General features: G+C 41.0%; 13 protein-coding genes, 2 tRNA genes and 2 rRNA genes (1 of these 17 running past the window's edge). 2 read left to right on the plus strand and 15 right to left on the minus strand.

Annotated features, from left to right (window positions below):
• The 11 genes from LREU_RS06950 to LREU_RS07000 all read right to left on the minus strand — a co-directional run.
• Window positions 1-523: ribosomal RNA gene (locus LREU_RS06950) — 23S ribosomal RNA — on the minus strand; it reaches 2,400 nt to the left of the window's first position.
• A 159-nt stretch (window positions 524-682) separates the two neighbouring features.
• Window positions 683-755 (minus strand) — tRNA-Ala (locus tag LREU_RS06955).
• Window positions 756-758: 3 nt separating this feature from the next.
• Window positions 759-833, minus strand: a tRNA-Ile gene (locus tag LREU_RS06960).
• Window positions 834-926: 93 nt separating this feature from the next.
• Window positions 927-2,502, minus strand: a 16S ribosomal RNA gene (locus LREU_RS06965).
• Together the 16S and 23S rRNA genes with 2 tRNA genes alongside form the textbook arrangement of a ribosomal RNA operon.
• Before the next feature lie 408 nt (window positions 2,503-2,910).
• Window positions 2,911-3,159 (minus strand): YkuJ family protein, encoded by a 249-nt coding sequence (locus LREU_RS06970; protein ID WP_003668573.1) that lies wholly within the window; start codon window positions 3,157-3,159, stop codon window positions 2,911-2,913.
• A 57-nt stretch (window positions 3,160-3,216) separates the two neighbouring features.
• Entirely contained in the window at window positions 3,217-4,230 is a 1,014-nt protein-coding gene (locus LREU_RS06975; protein WP_003668575.1) for a lysylphosphatidylglycerol synthase transmembrane domain-containing protein, read from the minus strand.
• Window positions 4,230-5,258 carry a glycosyltransferase family 4 protein gene (locus tag LREU_RS06980; RefSeq protein WP_011953518.1) on the minus strand — a complete coding sequence of 343 codons (1,029 nt, stop codon included), beginning with the start codon at window positions 5,256-5,258 and terminating at the stop codon, window positions 4,230-4,232. Before LREU_RS06980 ends, LREU_RS06975 begins: the two co-directional genes overlap by 1 nt.
• Window positions 5,259-5,260: 2 nt before the next feature.
• Entirely contained in the window at window positions 5,261-6,478 is a 1,218-nt protein-coding gene (locus tag LREU_RS06985) for a glycosyltransferase family 4 protein (protein WP_003668578.1), read from the minus strand.
• A gap of 233 nt (window positions 6,479-6,711) precedes the next feature.
• A complete protein-coding gene (gene ptsP, locus LREU_RS06990; protein WP_003668580.1) occupies window positions 6,712-8,442 on the minus strand; it encodes a phosphoenolpyruvate--protein phosphotransferase in 1,731 nt (576 codons plus the stop codon).
• On the minus strand, window positions 8,442-8,708 hold the full coding sequence (locus LREU_RS06995) for a phosphocarrier protein HPr (protein WP_003664342.1): 267 nt from the start codon (window positions 8,706-8,708) through the stop codon (window positions 8,442-8,444). Before LREU_RS06995 ends, ptsP begins: the two co-directional genes overlap by 1 nt.
• Before the next feature lie 121 nt (window positions 8,709-8,829).
• Window positions 8,830-9,015, minus strand: a complete 186-nt coding sequence (locus LREU_RS07000) for a protein YkzS (RefSeq protein ID WP_003664345.1) — start codon at window positions 9,013-9,015, stop codon at window positions 8,830-8,832.
• 275 nt (window positions 9,016-9,290) lie between these two features.
• Here LREU_RS07000 and LREU_RS07005 point away from each other — a divergent pair, with 275 nt between their 5' ends.
• On the plus strand, window positions 9,291-11,495 hold the full coding sequence (locus tag LREU_RS07005; protein ID WP_003668582.1) for an ATP-dependent Clp protease ATP-binding subunit: 2,205 nt from the start codon (window positions 9,291-9,293) through the stop codon (window positions 11,493-11,495).
• Window positions 11,496-11,545: 50 nt separating this feature from the next.
• Here LREU_RS07005 and LREU_RS07010 read toward each other — a convergent pair whose 3' ends face one another.
• Window positions 11,546-12,154, minus strand: a complete 609-nt coding sequence (locus LREU_RS07010) for an ECF transporter S component (RefSeq protein ID WP_003668584.1) — start codon at window positions 12,152-12,154, stop codon at window positions 11,546-11,548.
• A gap of 149 nt (window positions 12,155-12,303) precedes the next feature.
• Between LREU_RS07010 and LREU_RS07015 the strand changes: the two genes are divergently transcribed.
• A complete protein-coding gene (locus LREU_RS07015) occupies window positions 12,304-13,029 on the plus strand; it encodes a MucBP domain-containing protein (RefSeq protein WP_003668586.1) in 726 nt (241 codons plus the stop codon).
• A 130-nt stretch (window positions 13,030-13,159) separates the two neighbouring features.
• Here LREU_RS07015 and LREU_RS07020 read toward each other — a convergent pair whose 3' ends face one another.
• From LREU_RS07020 to LREU_RS07030, 3 genes are read right to left on the minus strand one after another with little or no spacing between them, the layout of a single operon-like run.
• Window positions 13,160-13,846, minus strand: a complete 687-nt coding sequence (locus LREU_RS07020) for a hypothetical protein (protein WP_003668588.1) — start codon at window positions 13,844-13,846, stop codon at window positions 13,160-13,162.
• A complete protein-coding gene (locus LREU_RS07025; RefSeq protein WP_003668591.1) occupies window positions 13,846-14,712 on the minus strand; it encodes an ATP-binding cassette domain-containing protein in 867 nt (288 codons plus the stop codon). Before LREU_RS07025 ends, LREU_RS07020 begins: the two co-directional genes overlap by 1 nt.
• Complete coding sequence (locus LREU_RS07030; protein ID WP_011953520.1) at window positions 14,690-15,073, minus strand: GntR family transcriptional regulator; 384 nt, start codon at window positions 15,071-15,073, stop codon at window positions 14,690-14,692. The genes LREU_RS07025 and LREU_RS07030 overlap by 23 nt, the downstream gene beginning before the upstream one ends.
• Window positions 15,074-15,101 lie beyond the last annotated feature (28 nt).

Raw genomic sequence — 15,101 nt, forward strand, 5'->3', positions numbered from 1 at the left:
TTCACCTTTCCCTCACGGTACTGGTTCACTATCGGTCACTAGGGAGTATTTAGCCTTGCGAGATGGTCCTCGCGGGTTCCGACGGGGTTTCACGTGTCCCGCCGTACTCAGGATCCTGAACAGAGAGTGTGACGTTTCGTCTACGGGGCTTTCACCCTCTATGGCACAGCTTCCCAACTGTTGCGACTACGTCGCACTTTGGTAACTCTAATGTTCAGTCCTACAACCCCAACAAGCAAGCTTGTTGGTTTGGGCTCTTCCCTTTTCGCTCGCCGCTACTCAGGGAATCGATGTTTCTTTCTCTTCCTGCAGCTACTAAGATGTTTCAGTTCACTGCGTCTACCTCTTGCTAGCTATGTATTCACTAGTCAAGTAATCAGCGACTAAGCTGATTGGGTTGCCCCATTCGGAAATCTCCGGATCAAAGCGTACTTACCGCTCCCCGAAGCATATCGGTGTTAGTCCCGTCCTTCATCGGCTCCTAGTACCAAGGCATTCACCATGCGCCCTTCATAACTTAACCTAAACAATCAAAGATTGTCTGATTAATTGAGTTAGCGATTATAATTCGTTAATTAAAACTCAAATAACGCGGTGTTCTCGGTTTATTGTTTTGTTAATAAAGAAATTAGATAGTATTTAGTTTTCAAAGTACAAACTCTATCAACCTTCCGGTTGATAATGGAGAATAACGGAATCGAACCGATGACCTCCTGCTTGCAAAGCAGGTGCTCTCCCAGCTGAGCTAATTCCCCATATGGGCCTAAATGGACTTGAACCATCGACCTCACGCTTATCAGGCGTGCGCTCTAAACCAGCTGAGCTATAGGCCCAAACAAGCGTCTTATAGGTTAAAGTTTTAAGAGGTAAGCCTCTCAAAACTAAACAAAGTTTCTTCGATGTGTAGGTTCCGTTTTATTCCTTAGAAAGGAGGTGATCCAGCCGCAGGTTCTCCTACGGCTACCTTGTTACGACTTCACCCCAGTCATCTGTCCCGCCTTAGGCGGCTCCCTCCATAAAGGTTAGGCCACCGACTTTGGGCGTTACAAACTCCCATGGTGTGACGGGCGGTGTGTACAAGGCCCGGGAACGTATTCACCGCGGCATGCTGATCCGCGATTACTAGCGATTCCGACTTCGTGTAGGCGAGTTGCAGCCTACAGTCCGAACTGAGAACGGCTTTAAGAGATTAGCTTACTCTCGCGAGCTTGCGACTCGTTGTACCGTCCATTGTAGCACGTGTGTAGCCCAGGTCATAAGGGGCATGATGATCTGACGTCGTCCCCACCTTCCTCCGGTTTGTCACCGGCAGTCTCACTAGAGTGCCCAACTTAATGCTGGCAACTAGTAACAAGGGTTGCGCTCGTTGCGGGACTTAACCCAACATCTCACGACACGAGCTGACGACGACCATGCACCACCTGTCATTGCGTCCCCGAAGGGAACGCCTTATCTCTAAGGTTAGCGCAAGATGTCAAGACCTGGTAAGGTTCTTCGCGTAGCTTCGAATTAAACCACATGCTCCACCGCTTGTGCGGGCCCCCGTCAATTCCTTTGAGTTTCAACCTTGCGGTCGTACTCCCCAGGCGGAGTGCTTAATGCGTTAGCTCCGGCACTGAAGGGCGGAAACCCTCCAACACCTAGCACTCATCGTTTACGGCATGGACTACCAGGGTATCTAATCCTGTTCGCTACCCATGCTTTCGAGCCTCAGCGTCAGTTGCAGACCAGACAGTCGCCTTCGCCACTGGTGTTCTTCCATATATCTACGCATTCCACCGCTACACATGGAGTTCCACTGTCCTCTTCTGCACTCAAGTCGCCCGGTTTCCGATGCACTTCTTCGGTTAAGCCGAAGGCTTTCACATCAGACCTAAGCAACCGCCTGCGCTCGCTTTACGCCCAATAAATCCGGATAACGCTTGCCACCTACGTATTACCGCGGCTGCTGGCACGTAGTTAGCCGTGACTTTCTGGTTGGATACCGTCACTGCGTGAACAGTTACTCTCACGCATATTCTTCTCCAACAACAGAGCTTTACGAGCCGAAACCCTTCTTCACTCACGCGGTGTTGCTCCATCAGGCTTGCGCCCATTGTGGAAGATTCCCTACTGCTGCCTCCCGTAGGAGTATGGACCGTGTCTCAGTTCCATTGTGGCCGATCAGTCTCTCAACTCGGCTATGCATCATTGCCTTGGTAAGCCGTTACCTTACCAACTAGCTAATGCACCGCAGGTCCATCCCAGAGTGATAGCCAAAGCCATCTTTCAAACAAAAGCCATGTGGTTTTTGTTGTTATGCGGTATTAGCATCTGTTTCCAAATGTTATCCCCCGCTCCGGGGCAGGTTACCTACGTGTTACTCACCCGTCCGCCACTCACTGGTGATCCATCGTCAATCAGGTGCAAGCACCATCAATCAGTTGGGCCAGTGCGTACGACTTGCATGTATTAGGCACACCGCCGGCGTTCATCCTGAGCCAGGATCAAACTCTCATATGAAATATATAAGAACTTGAATAGCTCTCAATTATCTTTGTTATTAAGCGAATTGACTTCGCAAATGTTTTGCTTCAAATCACATCGTGATTGAAGACCCTACACATTTGATTCGTCGAAACTTTGTTCAGTTTTCAAAGGTCTACCTGTTGGCCAATCAAGTAGCCGATCAACGTATTCATTATAGCATACATTAGATTAGCTTGTCAAGAAGAAATTTTAATTAACTTTGAATTTCTTTTGATTGATAACTCAATCAGCAACTTTATTAATATATCATATCGTCAATTAGATGTCAACAATTATTCTTAACTTTTTTGTCAAACCATCTCAGCAGCACTTAACTGCTTTGACAACGATAACTACTATACATGGGTTTTGATTCCCCGTCAACTGTTTTTTCTAAAAAAATTAAAAAGTATTCTCAAGATCATATAAACAGTTAAAAACTTCAATAGCAACTAGGTCAATATCATCAAAACGAAAACGTTCATAAGGTCGATATCGAACAAAGATAAATTCTTCTCTACTATGAATATAAGTTACATCGCATAATGGAATACCAAATTTTTTAAATGTCCGTTTCTGTCGATCTCTTGAATCATTGTTTTGCATGGCAATCAAACGTCTAATAATCACTAATAATTCTGATTCCTTCACAAGGATAATCCTCCTTCATACAAATAAAGGATCGTGTCTTCACACAATCCCTTTTTTCTATCTTTTAACTTTATCCGGCCTTATAAATACAGCTACAATTCCGGCGAACATTCCAAAGTAATATGTAAGTAGTCGCCATAAGATCATTGCTAAAACCAATTTTGTATTTGAGTGAATAAAACTTGCAAAGAGAACGGAAAAACTATACTCGGCTCCCCCCGCCCCTCCTGGAATTGGAAAAAGCGAAATAATCATAAAAATTAAAACGTGCAAGCTGAGCACCATCACAAAATTAATATGGTTAATTCCAAGTGCAAGCATAATAAAGTATGGGATTGCATAGTAAAAGAATAATTGAAAAATAGTTACTACGCAAACCTTAAGCAGCTTCTTATAATCTCGCTTCATTCGGAGACTCTCTTGGTAAAAAGTATCCACTTTTTCATTTAAGACGACTTTCATATGCTCATATCGGTTAGCCTTCATAAAAATGGCAGCTGGTTTGATAACGAGGTTCATTAGTTTCTTAGTAAAACTATACCAGTACATCACCATTAGCAATCCGACAATTACCGCTAAGTGAATCAAAAAGCCAAATATTACTAGTAATGAAAGAGCATGGAGTTTTTCCGCAATAAAATGAAAGCCAATTAACAAACTAATCAAAAAGTTAACAACAATCATTGCCTGGAATACAACAAACTTCATTAAAAGAACTGAACTTGCTAATCCCCCATCAACACCTGATTGAATCATTGCAACTAATTGCGCTGGCTGTCCCCCTGTTGAGAATGGAGTAATGCCATTAAATAGTTGTTCAATTAATGGTAATCGTAATGCATCCTTCCAGGTAAAGCCATCGTGACGATCATTCATAAATATCTTTACGACAACTGCTTCTAAGCCTAAATATAAACAAATACAGCCAAGTGCAACGAGCATCCATCCCCAATTAATGGCAGAAACATCCTGTAACAATAGGTGGATGTTTGAGTTACGTAATGAGTAGCCGAGAATTCCAATTCCAATAATTAGCATTATGCTTAATACTAACCAATTTCGTCTGCTCACTAAGCATCCCCCTTTCGCGCTTGTTCCTGATAAAACTTAGTCCAAACATCTGCCAAATGTTCTTTTGAGTATTCCTTAGCAGCTCGTTGGGCCTGATTTTGCCAATGTGCCAGTCGTGCAGGATCATTGCGTAATAATGTCAACTTCATTTGCATCTCATTGACATCTTTAGCAGGTTCATAATCCCCTTCAATAATAGAATGATAAAGGTCAAGATCGCGCAACATTACTGGTGTCCCGCAGCTAAAAGCTTCCAAGACAGACATTGGAAATAGTTCATTATATGAAGGTAAAAGAAATAGGTCAGCAAGATTGTTCAGTTCAGCAATCTTATCCCGCGAAACGATTCCTGTAAAATGTAAATTAGCTGGTGGATTATCTACTACCTTTTTTAATTCACTATAGCCATCAGTTAAACGACCAAAAGAGAATCCGCCAGCCCAAAAAAACTCAACGTCCGGATTTTGGCGAGCAAGACGGATAAAGTCGGGAACCCCTTTTCGTTCTTGAACCTGGCCGCTTCCTAATACCACAAATTTATCGGCAGCAATCCCATATTTTTTTCGGAGAGCAGTCCGCTTAACAGCCGAATATGGATGGAAACGATCATTATCAACAAAGTTAGGAATATAGGCAATCTTTTTTTCAGGAATCCCGTATGCTACTAACTGCTTGATAAAAGATGGATTTACAACTACTAACTGATCCATTCGTTTATAAAAGGCAATAATATAATGATAAAAAAGCCCGCGAAACGGTTGCGGGATTGTAAGACTTCCTTCTAGCGTCTCAGGAAGAAAATGCACATAGCCAATCTTTCGGCCCCGTTTTTTTGAAAAAGTTGACAAGTAAAAAAGCGGGTCGATTGTATGATAATGACTGATCTGACTCTTCCCATAACGGTTGATTTCAATTTCAAATTTGTCACTGCATTGGTTGCGCAACAAGTTAATTAATTCAAGGTAGGCGCTTCCTACTCCTTGTCCCGCAACCTTATCTGCAGATGAAAACATTGTTATTTTAATCATCATTAGCTCCTTGGGCGGTGAAAAAGACGATGTGATTTTTCAGCTTGATTAAGTTCATCATGGACGGCCATATCGTTTTGACAATCTTGGTAGAACTGAACAACCTTTTCAACAAAGACTTCTGCTGAGATTTCATGTAGCTTTTGTTGCCGTCTCAACCTTGATTCTGAGTTTTTTGGTTGGTTAAGGTAAAACAAGACGCCCTTAACCAAGTCGGCCCGCTTTTGAAAGCTAATGCCAATCGCTGGGTCATCAATCAATTGGTCAGTATATTCACTACGCATAACCACAATTGGCAAATCCGAGGCAAGGGCTTCATCATAAGTCAGTCCTTGTGATTCAGAATCCGAGGCTGAAACAAAAACATCTGCCATCTGGTAATAATGGTAAACTTCATCATTTGAAATCTCACCAGCAAAATTAATATTGTCATTAAGCTGCATTTCACGAACTTGACGCTCCAGAGTATGTCTTGCGGGACCATCCCCAACAATCAGCAACTGTGCATCAGGCTTGTGAGCAAGAATATCTGGCATTGCTTCTATTAATGAATGGATATTCTTTTCATACGCTAAACGACTAAGCGAAAGTAAAACTGGGGTCTCTTCACGATAGCCTAACTTTGCCCTTAAATTAGCTATTTCTTCTGCTGAATCGCGTTTACTATATACCCGTAAATTAATCCCAGTCGGAATAACACGAATTGGTGATTCAACATGATAACTGGTTAAAGTATCCAAAACACGGTCACTTGGAGCAATAATCCCAGAAATATTTTTTAAATAAAGATGAGCAAGCCGGGCAACATCATTTGGCTTAAGAATATGGCCATTCGCAATATAGTGGAGATAATCTTGATACATCGTATGGTAAGTATGGAGACAGGGAATATGCAAATGCTTGGCAACCGTCTTCCCCATAACTCCAAGTGCAAATTCAGTTTGATTATGAACTATATCTAATTGGAACTTTTTAGCAAGCTTGATAGCCCGAAATACGCCGCGCACCGCAATGCGACGATCAGAAAACGAAACAAAGGGAATGCTTGCAAAGCGGTATATCCCATTTTCAACGTCATCATGTTTCGCCTTAGGATCAGTTGTCGTAAAAATATATACATGATGTCCCTGAGCAATCAATTCATCACGAAGCGTCTTAATCGAAGTCGCCACGCCACTCACCTGAGGGAAATATGTATCTGTAAAAATACCAATATTCAACCTAACTGCTCCTTTTTCATCATAAGTTTTCTAGATAATAATTAGTCATAACTGCTATTATACTAAAGCATTCACTGAACCGCAAAACAGATTTAGGTTATTTTAAATCTTCCTTCTAATAGTGACAAGACTCAGAAAGGCTGATTAAAATTTCTTTACAAAATCTTTTAATAATGAGAATAAAAAATAACTCTCTTGACGGTGCGAACTATCAAGAAAGTTATTTTCATTTATTAAAGTTTTACCTGCGGAACATACTTTTCCACTAATTTTTGGACCGCCGCGGCAGTTTCAGCATGAATCGCTCGATGAACTAATGGTTGTAATTTGCGCGTATTCAACTGGTTAATTAAAGAGCGAACACGTAAAATCTGACTACTGCTCATTGAAAATTCATCAAGCCCCATTGCCATTAATAGAGGAACCGCATAAGGATTATTAGCCATCTCTCCACACATTCCGACCCACTTGCCTTCAGCATGCGCAGCTTCAATCACTTGCCGCACCATCCGTAAAACTGCCGGGTGAAGTTCTTGATATAGGTATGCTACTTGCTGATTTCCGCGATCAACAGCAAATAGGTACTGAATAAGGTCATTACTGCCAATGCTAAAAAAGTCAACATACTTCGCAAAATGTTCAGCCATAACCGCAACTGCTGGAATCTCTAGCATCATGCCAACTTCAATATTTTTAGCAACTTGAATACCTGCTTGCTCAAGCTTTTCTTTTTCATCGTCAAGAATTGCTCGCGCCGCTTGGAACTCTTCAATTGTTGCAATCATCGGAAACATAATGGCTAACCGTCCATAAACGGATGCACGAAGGAGGGCGCGCAATTGAGGACGTAATATTTCCGGGCGTGCCAATCCAATCCTGATGGCACGAAAACCTAGGTAAGGATTGTCCTCATGAGGAAGAGCAACCATCCCCAGCTTTTTATCGCCGCCAATGTCAAGCGTTCGGGCGACTACCCGCTGTTCATTCATCGCCGAAACAAATCTTTTGTAAGCATTAAATTGTTGCTCTTCTGTTGGCAATTCATCCTTGCTCATATAGAGAAATTCTGTTCTTAAAAGGCCAATCCCCTCGGCGCCATCTTCTTGAGCATCAATAACGTCAGCAAATGTTCCGACATTAGCTCCCACTTCAAAGCGGCGCCCATCAGCACTCACGGTTTGCTTATCTTTTAACGCTCCCCACTTTTGCTGCTCCTGGATAAATTTACCAGCTAACAAACGATAATGCTCAATCTCTTCATTCGTTGGATTGACAATCACTTTGCCATGAATCCCGTCAACAATCAGCAAGTCGCCATCGTGAATAATCGTAGTAGCATTCTTGACGCCGACGACAGCAGGCAAGGAAAGGGTCTTACTCATAATCGTAAAATGAGAGGTCCGCCCCCCATTAGTTGTAACAATCCCTGCAACATATCGTTTATCAAATTGAGCGGTATCAGTAGGCGTAATATTATTAGCCACAAAGATTGCCCGGTGGTCTAAAAGCCCTGGGTCTGGTAGGGAAACATTCAATAGGTGACTCAAGACTCGTTTGGTCACATCACGTAAGGCAGTTGCCCGCGCATATAAATACTCATTATCGTTCTTGCGCTCAAAAACACTTAAATAATAATCTTCAACGCGTTTAACAGCCCACTCCGCAGTATCATGATGGCTATTAATACGGTCAATAATCTTCTTTTGTAAAGTCGGATCGTCTAAAATCGCAATCTGGGTATCAATAATCGTCACTGCCCGCTGGCCTAGCAACTCATGGGCATGCTTAGATAAATGCTGAAGTTCGGTCTTGCTTAACGCAAAAGAATCATGAAGCCGGGCGACCTCATGATTCTCATCAGCTGTATGCTGTTTTTTTATAGATAGATCTGACTCTACTAACAGGTGTGCCGGAGCAATCGTAATACCACTACTAGCGGCAAGTCCGGTTAGTAGTATAGACATTAGTCAGTCAATCCTTCCTTCTTCATAGTTTCAGCAACGGTGTCCAAAGCTTCTTTTTCGTCGTCACCATTAGCAGTAATAGTAACCTTAGCGTTTTGACCAACACCAAGGGACATTACACCCATGATTGACTTCAAGTTTACACTCTTACCTTCGTATGAAAGAGTAATGTCAGATGAAAACTTTGAAGCAGCTTGTACCAAAATAGTAGCTGGACGAGCATGAATACCAGTTTCAGAAGTAATTGTAAATTCACGTTTTTCCATATTAATCAGTCTCCTTCGAGCAGATATAATTAATTTATTATCAGTAGCTTTACCACTGATACACCTCGATAATTACATTTTAGCAATTGTAAGCGTTAAATACAAGGCTACATCTTGCGATTTATCGCTCTCTTAATTGATAAATAACTTTACCGCCTCGTTGCGCTTCGCCTTCAATTTGCGAACGATATGCATACGAGTGAAAAATCGGTTGAAATTGCTGAAAATTCTCAGGGGTAATTACAAAATGATCAATCTTTTTATTTCGCAAGTCATCCAACAATTGCTCAAAATTTTCTTCTGCCATTCAATCACCTCAACATAAAATTTTATTTTCTTATTATACACGAAATTACTTTCATCTTTCTATTTTAGCATTCATGGCTAAAGAGTGCTAAAATCAAAGTAAGCTGTTTTCGGCATTCCTAAGTAACTTAGCTACGCGGAAAATCGCTCTTTATTTAAGAAAATATTTAAGTTTTATAGCTTGCTTTGCGATAAAAAGTAAGTATAATATTAATCAATGGTCAAGAAAGGTCAAAACATTTCTTGATGAAATTATTTAGGAGGTATTAAATTCAGATGCAATGTCAATACTGTCATCAAAATCCAGCCACAATTCATCTTCAAATGAATTTTAATGGGCAACGGATTCAAATAGACCTCTGCCAAAATTGTTATCAAAAATTACAAAATCTACAAACAGATATGATGAATGGAGGTAACGGAATGAATAATTTCGGTTTTGGAAGCCTCGAAGACTTCATGAACGCAATGAACAATATGCAAAGTCAAGCTGCCGGTACTAATGGTCAAAACATGAACGGCCAATCCCAACGACAAGGTGGCGGACGAAATGGAAAAGGAATCCTTGGTCAATATGGGATCAACCTTACTGATCTCGCTCGCCAAGGTAAAATTGACCCAGTCATCGGGCGCGACAATGAAATTAAACGAGTTATTGAAATTTTAAACCGTCGAACCAAGAATAACCCAGTCTTGATTGGTGAAGCTGGAGTTGGTAAGACCGCGGTTGTTGAAGGTTTAGCTCAAGCAATCGTTAGCGGCCAAGTTCCCGAAAAGCTTGCTAACAAGGAAATCATCCGGCTCGATGTTGTTTCCTTAGTTCAAGGTACGGGAATTCGGGGCCAATTTGAAAAGCGGATGCAACAATTAATGGAAGAAGTTCGTAAGAATAAGAACATCATCCTCTTTATTGACGAAATCCATGAAATCATGGGTGCGGGAAATGCTGAAGGCGGAATGGACGCTGGAAATGTTCTTAAACCCGCCCTTGCCCGCGGTGACTTCCAATTAGTTGGTGCCACTACTCTTAATGAGTACCGGAAGATCGAAAAGGATGCTGCTCTTGCACGGCGATTCCAACCAGTTGAAGTTGATGAACCATCCGTTGAAGAAACAATCCGCATCTTAAACGGGATCAAAAGTCGTTATCAAGATTACCACCACGTTAAGTACACAGATGACGCAATTGTAGCAGCTGCTAAACTTTCTGACCGCTACATTCAAGATCGTTACTTGCCTGACAAAGCTATCGACTTACTTGATGAAGCGGGATCAAAGAAGAACTTAACGCTTAAAAATGTGGATCCAAATGCAATCGAAAATGAAATCCACACAGCTGAAGCACACAAGCAACAAGCAGCTGATAACCAAGACTATGAAAAGGCAGCTTTCTACCGCGATCAAGTTGCTAAGCTTGAAAAGGCAAAGAAGGAAGCCGAAGAAAACCATACTGAAGATTCTGCAACTGTTACCGTTAAGGATATGCAGAGAATCGTTGAAGAACGGACAAATATTCCAGTTGGTGACCTGCAAAAGCAAGAAGAAAATCAACTTCGCGACCTTGATAAGAAGCTTGATGAACATGTTATTGGCCAAGCCCAAGCAGTGGATAAGGTTGCTCGTGCCATTCGTCGTAACCGGATCGGTTTGAACAAGTCTGGTCGGCCAATTGGTAGTTTCCTCTTTGTTGGTCCTACGGGGGTTGGTAAGACTGAAACCGCTAAGCAACTTGCCCTCCAATTGTTTGGTTCTAAAGATGCTATGATTCGGTTCGATATGTCTGAATACATGGACAAGACCTCTACTTCTAAATTAATCGGGGCTGCTCCTGGTTATGTTGGTTACGAAGAAGCTGGTCAGTTGACTGAACAAGTACGGCGGCACCCTTATAGCTTGATCTTACTTGATGAAGTTGAAAAGGCGCACCCAGATGTTATGCACATGTTCTTACAAATTCTGGATGATGGTCGTTTAACTGATTCTCAAGGGCGCACTGTTAGCTTCAAGGATACAATCATTATCATGACATCTAATGCCGGAACTGGTGATTCAGAAGCAAGCGTTGGTTTTGGTGCTGAGTCTAATGGTAGTACTCATTCCATCATTGACAAGTTGACAAACTACTTCAAGCCAGAATTCTTAAACCGGTTTGATGACATTGTTCAATTCAATGCCCTCTCCAAGGATGACTTGATGAAGATCGTTAACTTAATGATTGATGATGTTAATAACATGCTTGCTGATAAGAACTTGCATATCGAAGTCATTAACAATGTTGAAGAAAAATTAGTTGACATGGGATTTGATCCAAAGATGGGTGCTCGTCCTCTTCGTCGGGTAATCCAAGAACAAATCGAAGACCGGATTGCTGATTACGTTCTTGATCACAGTGACGCTCATAAATTAGTTGCTAAACTTGATGATAATGGTGACATTGTTGTCGAAGAAACTGAAGAAGTACCAACAATTGCTAAAAAATAACTGAGTAAAAAAACGAGGCTGAATTTTTCAACCTCGTTTTTTTATTACGCTCAATTTACTTCCAAACGACGGCGGACTTCCAATACCGGAAGAGCAACCATCGGGACAATAATAATTGCCAATATCAATTCTGCGAGCCCATTAGTCGCCATGACTGTTTCTAAAGCAATTAATAAATGATTAACATTTACCCCATAAGTTTGCGCAACTGCTGGAGTACGATAAAATAGATAAATAAAGCCTAATACCAAGCCAGTATTAGTAAGGGTTCCTACTATTGCAGCACTTACCGCGGCGATATATTTTGCTTTGACCAAACGACACATAAGAATAAAAGTATATCCTGCTAAAATCCCAATCATAATGCGCGGGACAACGGAAACAAGCGGGTTAACAAAAACTAAGGGAGCCAGCGGACTACTTGGTGCCACAAATGCTCGCACCCAAGTCAGGAGCCCCCAAATACCACCAATAATTGCGCCATCAACGGGACCCAACACAATTGCCGCAATAATGACTGTTACATGAAGGGTCGTAATACTAAGCGGTCCTAGCGGAATGTTACCAAAAAATGGGACAAAATCTTGTAAGAGAATAATTGCGATAAAGATTGCTAATGTCGTATTGTGCCTAATTTGTTGGTGCCGAGTTTTTGCCATTTTTCTTCTCCTAAATAAATTTGAATAGGCTTATTGTAATAAAAAAATCACCTATTCGCAATTCTCAAGAGAAATATGGTCGTTCCTTATCGTGTCAGCTACTAAAAAGCGCTATAATAATAGAGAATTAAGGTTACGGAGTGTTAATAATGATTGACAAGTTTAAAACAGGAAATCCTATCTGGGTTTACTATAATGATATTGATTCAGGAGCAAACCTTACCGTCCCGCAATTATTACGCGGATTCATCGGTCAAGAATACCAAATTGAACAAAAGCAATTTCCTAATTACCGATATGTAAAAACTGAAGGTGAAACTAAGGGAACATTTGATATGCGGCAACGAATTGTACACCTTTTTTATCGGAAACAGAATTGGGGAGAGGTCCAATCGATTGAAATGTACCTCCACCTCGATGCTCCGACACAGGTATTTGATACAGCTGGTGGAATGCCAGTCGGTGCCCCCCTTCCTGCTGATATTACAGTTAAATCTTTCCACCGGGTTGCGACTAAGAATGGTCAGTTTTGGTATGAAATCGGCGCTGACCAATGGATTAAGTACGATCAAATGCACGTTGTTGATAATCCATTCAACCAGGATATCCGGAAAGAAAAGTCAAAACTCATTAATAATTTAACGGTAATTCCCTTGAAGAATGTGCAGGCCAAAGTCGATTATCTCCATAATAAGTCAATCAATGTTTATGATGCGCCTTATGGAAATAAAGTGGCAGAGATTCCAAACGGCGAAACAATTACCCTAATTGGAAAATTAAACGATAATGATGAGATTACCTGGTACCAAGTGGGCCGCAAGAAATATATTACTAGTAACTACATTCAAATTGAATATCCAGAAGATGATGAATAAAAAAGCGAGAGGTTGAGAAAAAGCAAAAAGTTTTTTCTCAACCTCTCCTATTTTTACAAACAATAGCAAGATAACGTGGAACTAGCTTCGCATCACCACAAGGCTCAAGGCTAATTCTCACTTACTTTTATTAATCCCGTCGTAATTGAATTTTATTATTAAAGAAACGCGCTAAAGCATAAACGATGATTAAGTAAATAACTAAGATTACCCAACCAGTAACGTTTGAGATTATTATTGATTTAAAGACACCGCTAGCAGAAAGCGCTGGGATTAAGCCAACCAGTGAATAGGCTAACATCATCAATAATACTAAGCACGCCATGGGAAGCCCAATTCCTACAATCCATTTCCACCGACGATTTAATAAGGCAAAACCATTACCAATTGCCATCATCGTTAAAGAAAGACCGAAATACCATAAAAGACTATGCCAAGCAGAAGCAAGATCAAACGGTGTATTCATTAAACCCACAAGTTGGGCAATAAACCAAACTACTAATGTCATTAGGAAAAGAGATAAGATTCGTCCTTGCCATAGTGTTTTACGAGAAATACCGTTTTGAATTGCCCATTTAAAGTCAGTATAAGGAGTTACAAGGAAAATCGCCATTAAAAGCACGCTTAAGATTGATGAAGCAATGCTTGGAAGGGCTCGGAGGCTAACCAAAAAAGATTCAAGGTTGTGTGAAATAATTAATCCAAGCAAGTAGGTTATTAATGCAATTCCCAGCCCCCAACCTAAAGCAATTCCTGTAGCGTGACCCGCTTGTTGAAACATGGTTGAAATAACAAGGTTTCTCTTTTGATTTTCCATTAGTATTCTCCCCCATTCGTTAAGTAAATGAATAAATGCTGCAAATCATAATGGCCAATCTTAACTTGATCAGGAATCACACGCTGTTCATCTAAGCGATCAAGTAAGTAGGCAGTCTTAATATTACCCATCATTTCTGTTTTAAGGACTTTTAAGCCTGCAGTATACTCATCAACCATTTTTTCTGGGCCACTAATTGCATAAGCCTTAGCTAATAAACCTTCTGTATCTTCATTAATAATGATGCGGTGTTGATCCATGATGAGGACATGTTCGACTAATTGCTGATTTTCTTCAATTAAGTGGGTTGATAAGACAAAAGTGCGTGGCCGTTCTTGATAAGTCTTAACTAATTCTTTATAGAAGCTATCACGGTGATTAGCATCTAAACCTAAAATCGGTTCATCTAATAGAACATAATCGGCATTGACTGCTAAGGCGACGATTAGCTTGGAGGCCGTCCGTTGCCCCGTCGATAAGTTAGTAATCTTCATCCGGTCATTCAAGCCGAATACCTTGAGGAGACGGTGGGCTAAGTCATAGTCAAAGTTATTATAAGCGGCATCCGCTAAGTCAAAGGTTTGACTTATCTTCATGTGACGCGGATAAAGATTAATTTCACTCATCAAAAAGATCTTGCTGAGAAGGTCATCATTGTTATTAACATCTTCATTACCAATTTGTACTTCCCCGCTCGTTGGAAAAATCCGGTTGCTCATAATATTAAGAAGAGTCGTCTTCCCAGCCCCATTCCGGCCAAGGAGACCATAAATTTTAGCAGGTTCTAGGGTAAATGAAATATTATCCAATACTGTTTGGCGATGATACTTTTTGACAATATTTTTAACTATTAATTGATCCATCATTCTCACCTCGTTCGATTAAGTCTAATAAATGCTGTTTGGTAATTCCAAGCTTACCCGCTTCAACTAGTAAACTCTTTACATAGTCGTTATAAAAACTTTCTTTACGTTGTTCCATAATTTTTTGTTGTGCACCTTTTTTTACAAACATTCCGAGCCCACGTCGCTTTTCTAAGAGGCCTTTATTAACCAAAATATTCATCCCCTTAAGAACTGTCGCAGGATTGATATGCAATTGCTGAGAAAGCTGGGTCGTTGACGGTACCTGCGAACCTTCATCAAAGCCCCCAGAGAAAATCATCTCTTCAAGCTGGTCAGCAATTTGCTGATAGAGCGGCGTTGAATCATTAAAGTCGAAATTCATAAGTGCACCTCCTTGGTTTGTTATTTGG

This window comes from Limosilactobacillus reuteri subsp. reuteri (assembly GCF_000016825.1).
Classification (GTDB): Bacteria; Bacillota; Bacilli; order Lactobacillales; family Lactobacillaceae; genus Limosilactobacillus; species Limosilactobacillus reuteri.

Bases quoted from the DNA above. Each gene is read 5' to 3' on its own strand.
- LREU_RS06980 (WP_011953518.1), bottom strand. From the start codon at position 5,258: ATGATTAAAATAACAATGTTTTCATCTGCAGATAAGGTTGCGGGACAA.
- ptsP (WP_003668580.1), bottom strand. From the start codon at position 8,442: ATGTCTATACTACTAACCGGACTTGCCGCTAGTAGTGGTATTACGATT.
- LREU_RS06995 (WP_003664342.1), bottom strand. From the start codon at position 8,708: ATGGAAAAACGTGAATTTACAATTACTTCTGAAACTGGTATTCATGCT.
- LREU_RS07000 (WP_003664345.1), bottom strand. From the start codon at position 9,015: ATGGCAGAAGAAAATTTTGAGCAATTGTTGGATGACTTGCGAAATAAA.
- LREU_RS07005 (WP_003668582.1), top strand. From the start codon at position 9,291: ATGCAATGTCAATACTGTCATCAAAATCCAGCCACAATTCATCTTCAA.
- LREU_RS07010 (WP_003668584.1), bottom strand. From the start codon at position 12,154: ATGGCAAAAACTCGGCACCAACAAATTAGGCACAATACGACATTAGCA.
- LREU_RS07015 (WP_003668586.1), top strand. From the start codon at position 12,304: ATGATTGACAAGTTTAAAACAGGAAATCCTATCTGGGTTTACTATAAT.
- LREU_RS07020 (WP_003668588.1), bottom strand. From the start codon at position 13,846: ATGGAAAATCAAAAGAGAAACCTTGTTATTTCAACCATGTTTCAACAA.
- LREU_RS07025 (WP_003668591.1), bottom strand. From the start codon at position 14,712: ATGATGGATCAATTAATAGTTAAAAATATTGTCAAAAAGTATCATCGC.
- LREU_RS07030 (WP_011953520.1), bottom strand. From the start codon at position 15,073: ATGAATTTCGACTTTAATGATTCAACGCCGCTCTATCAGCAAATTGCT.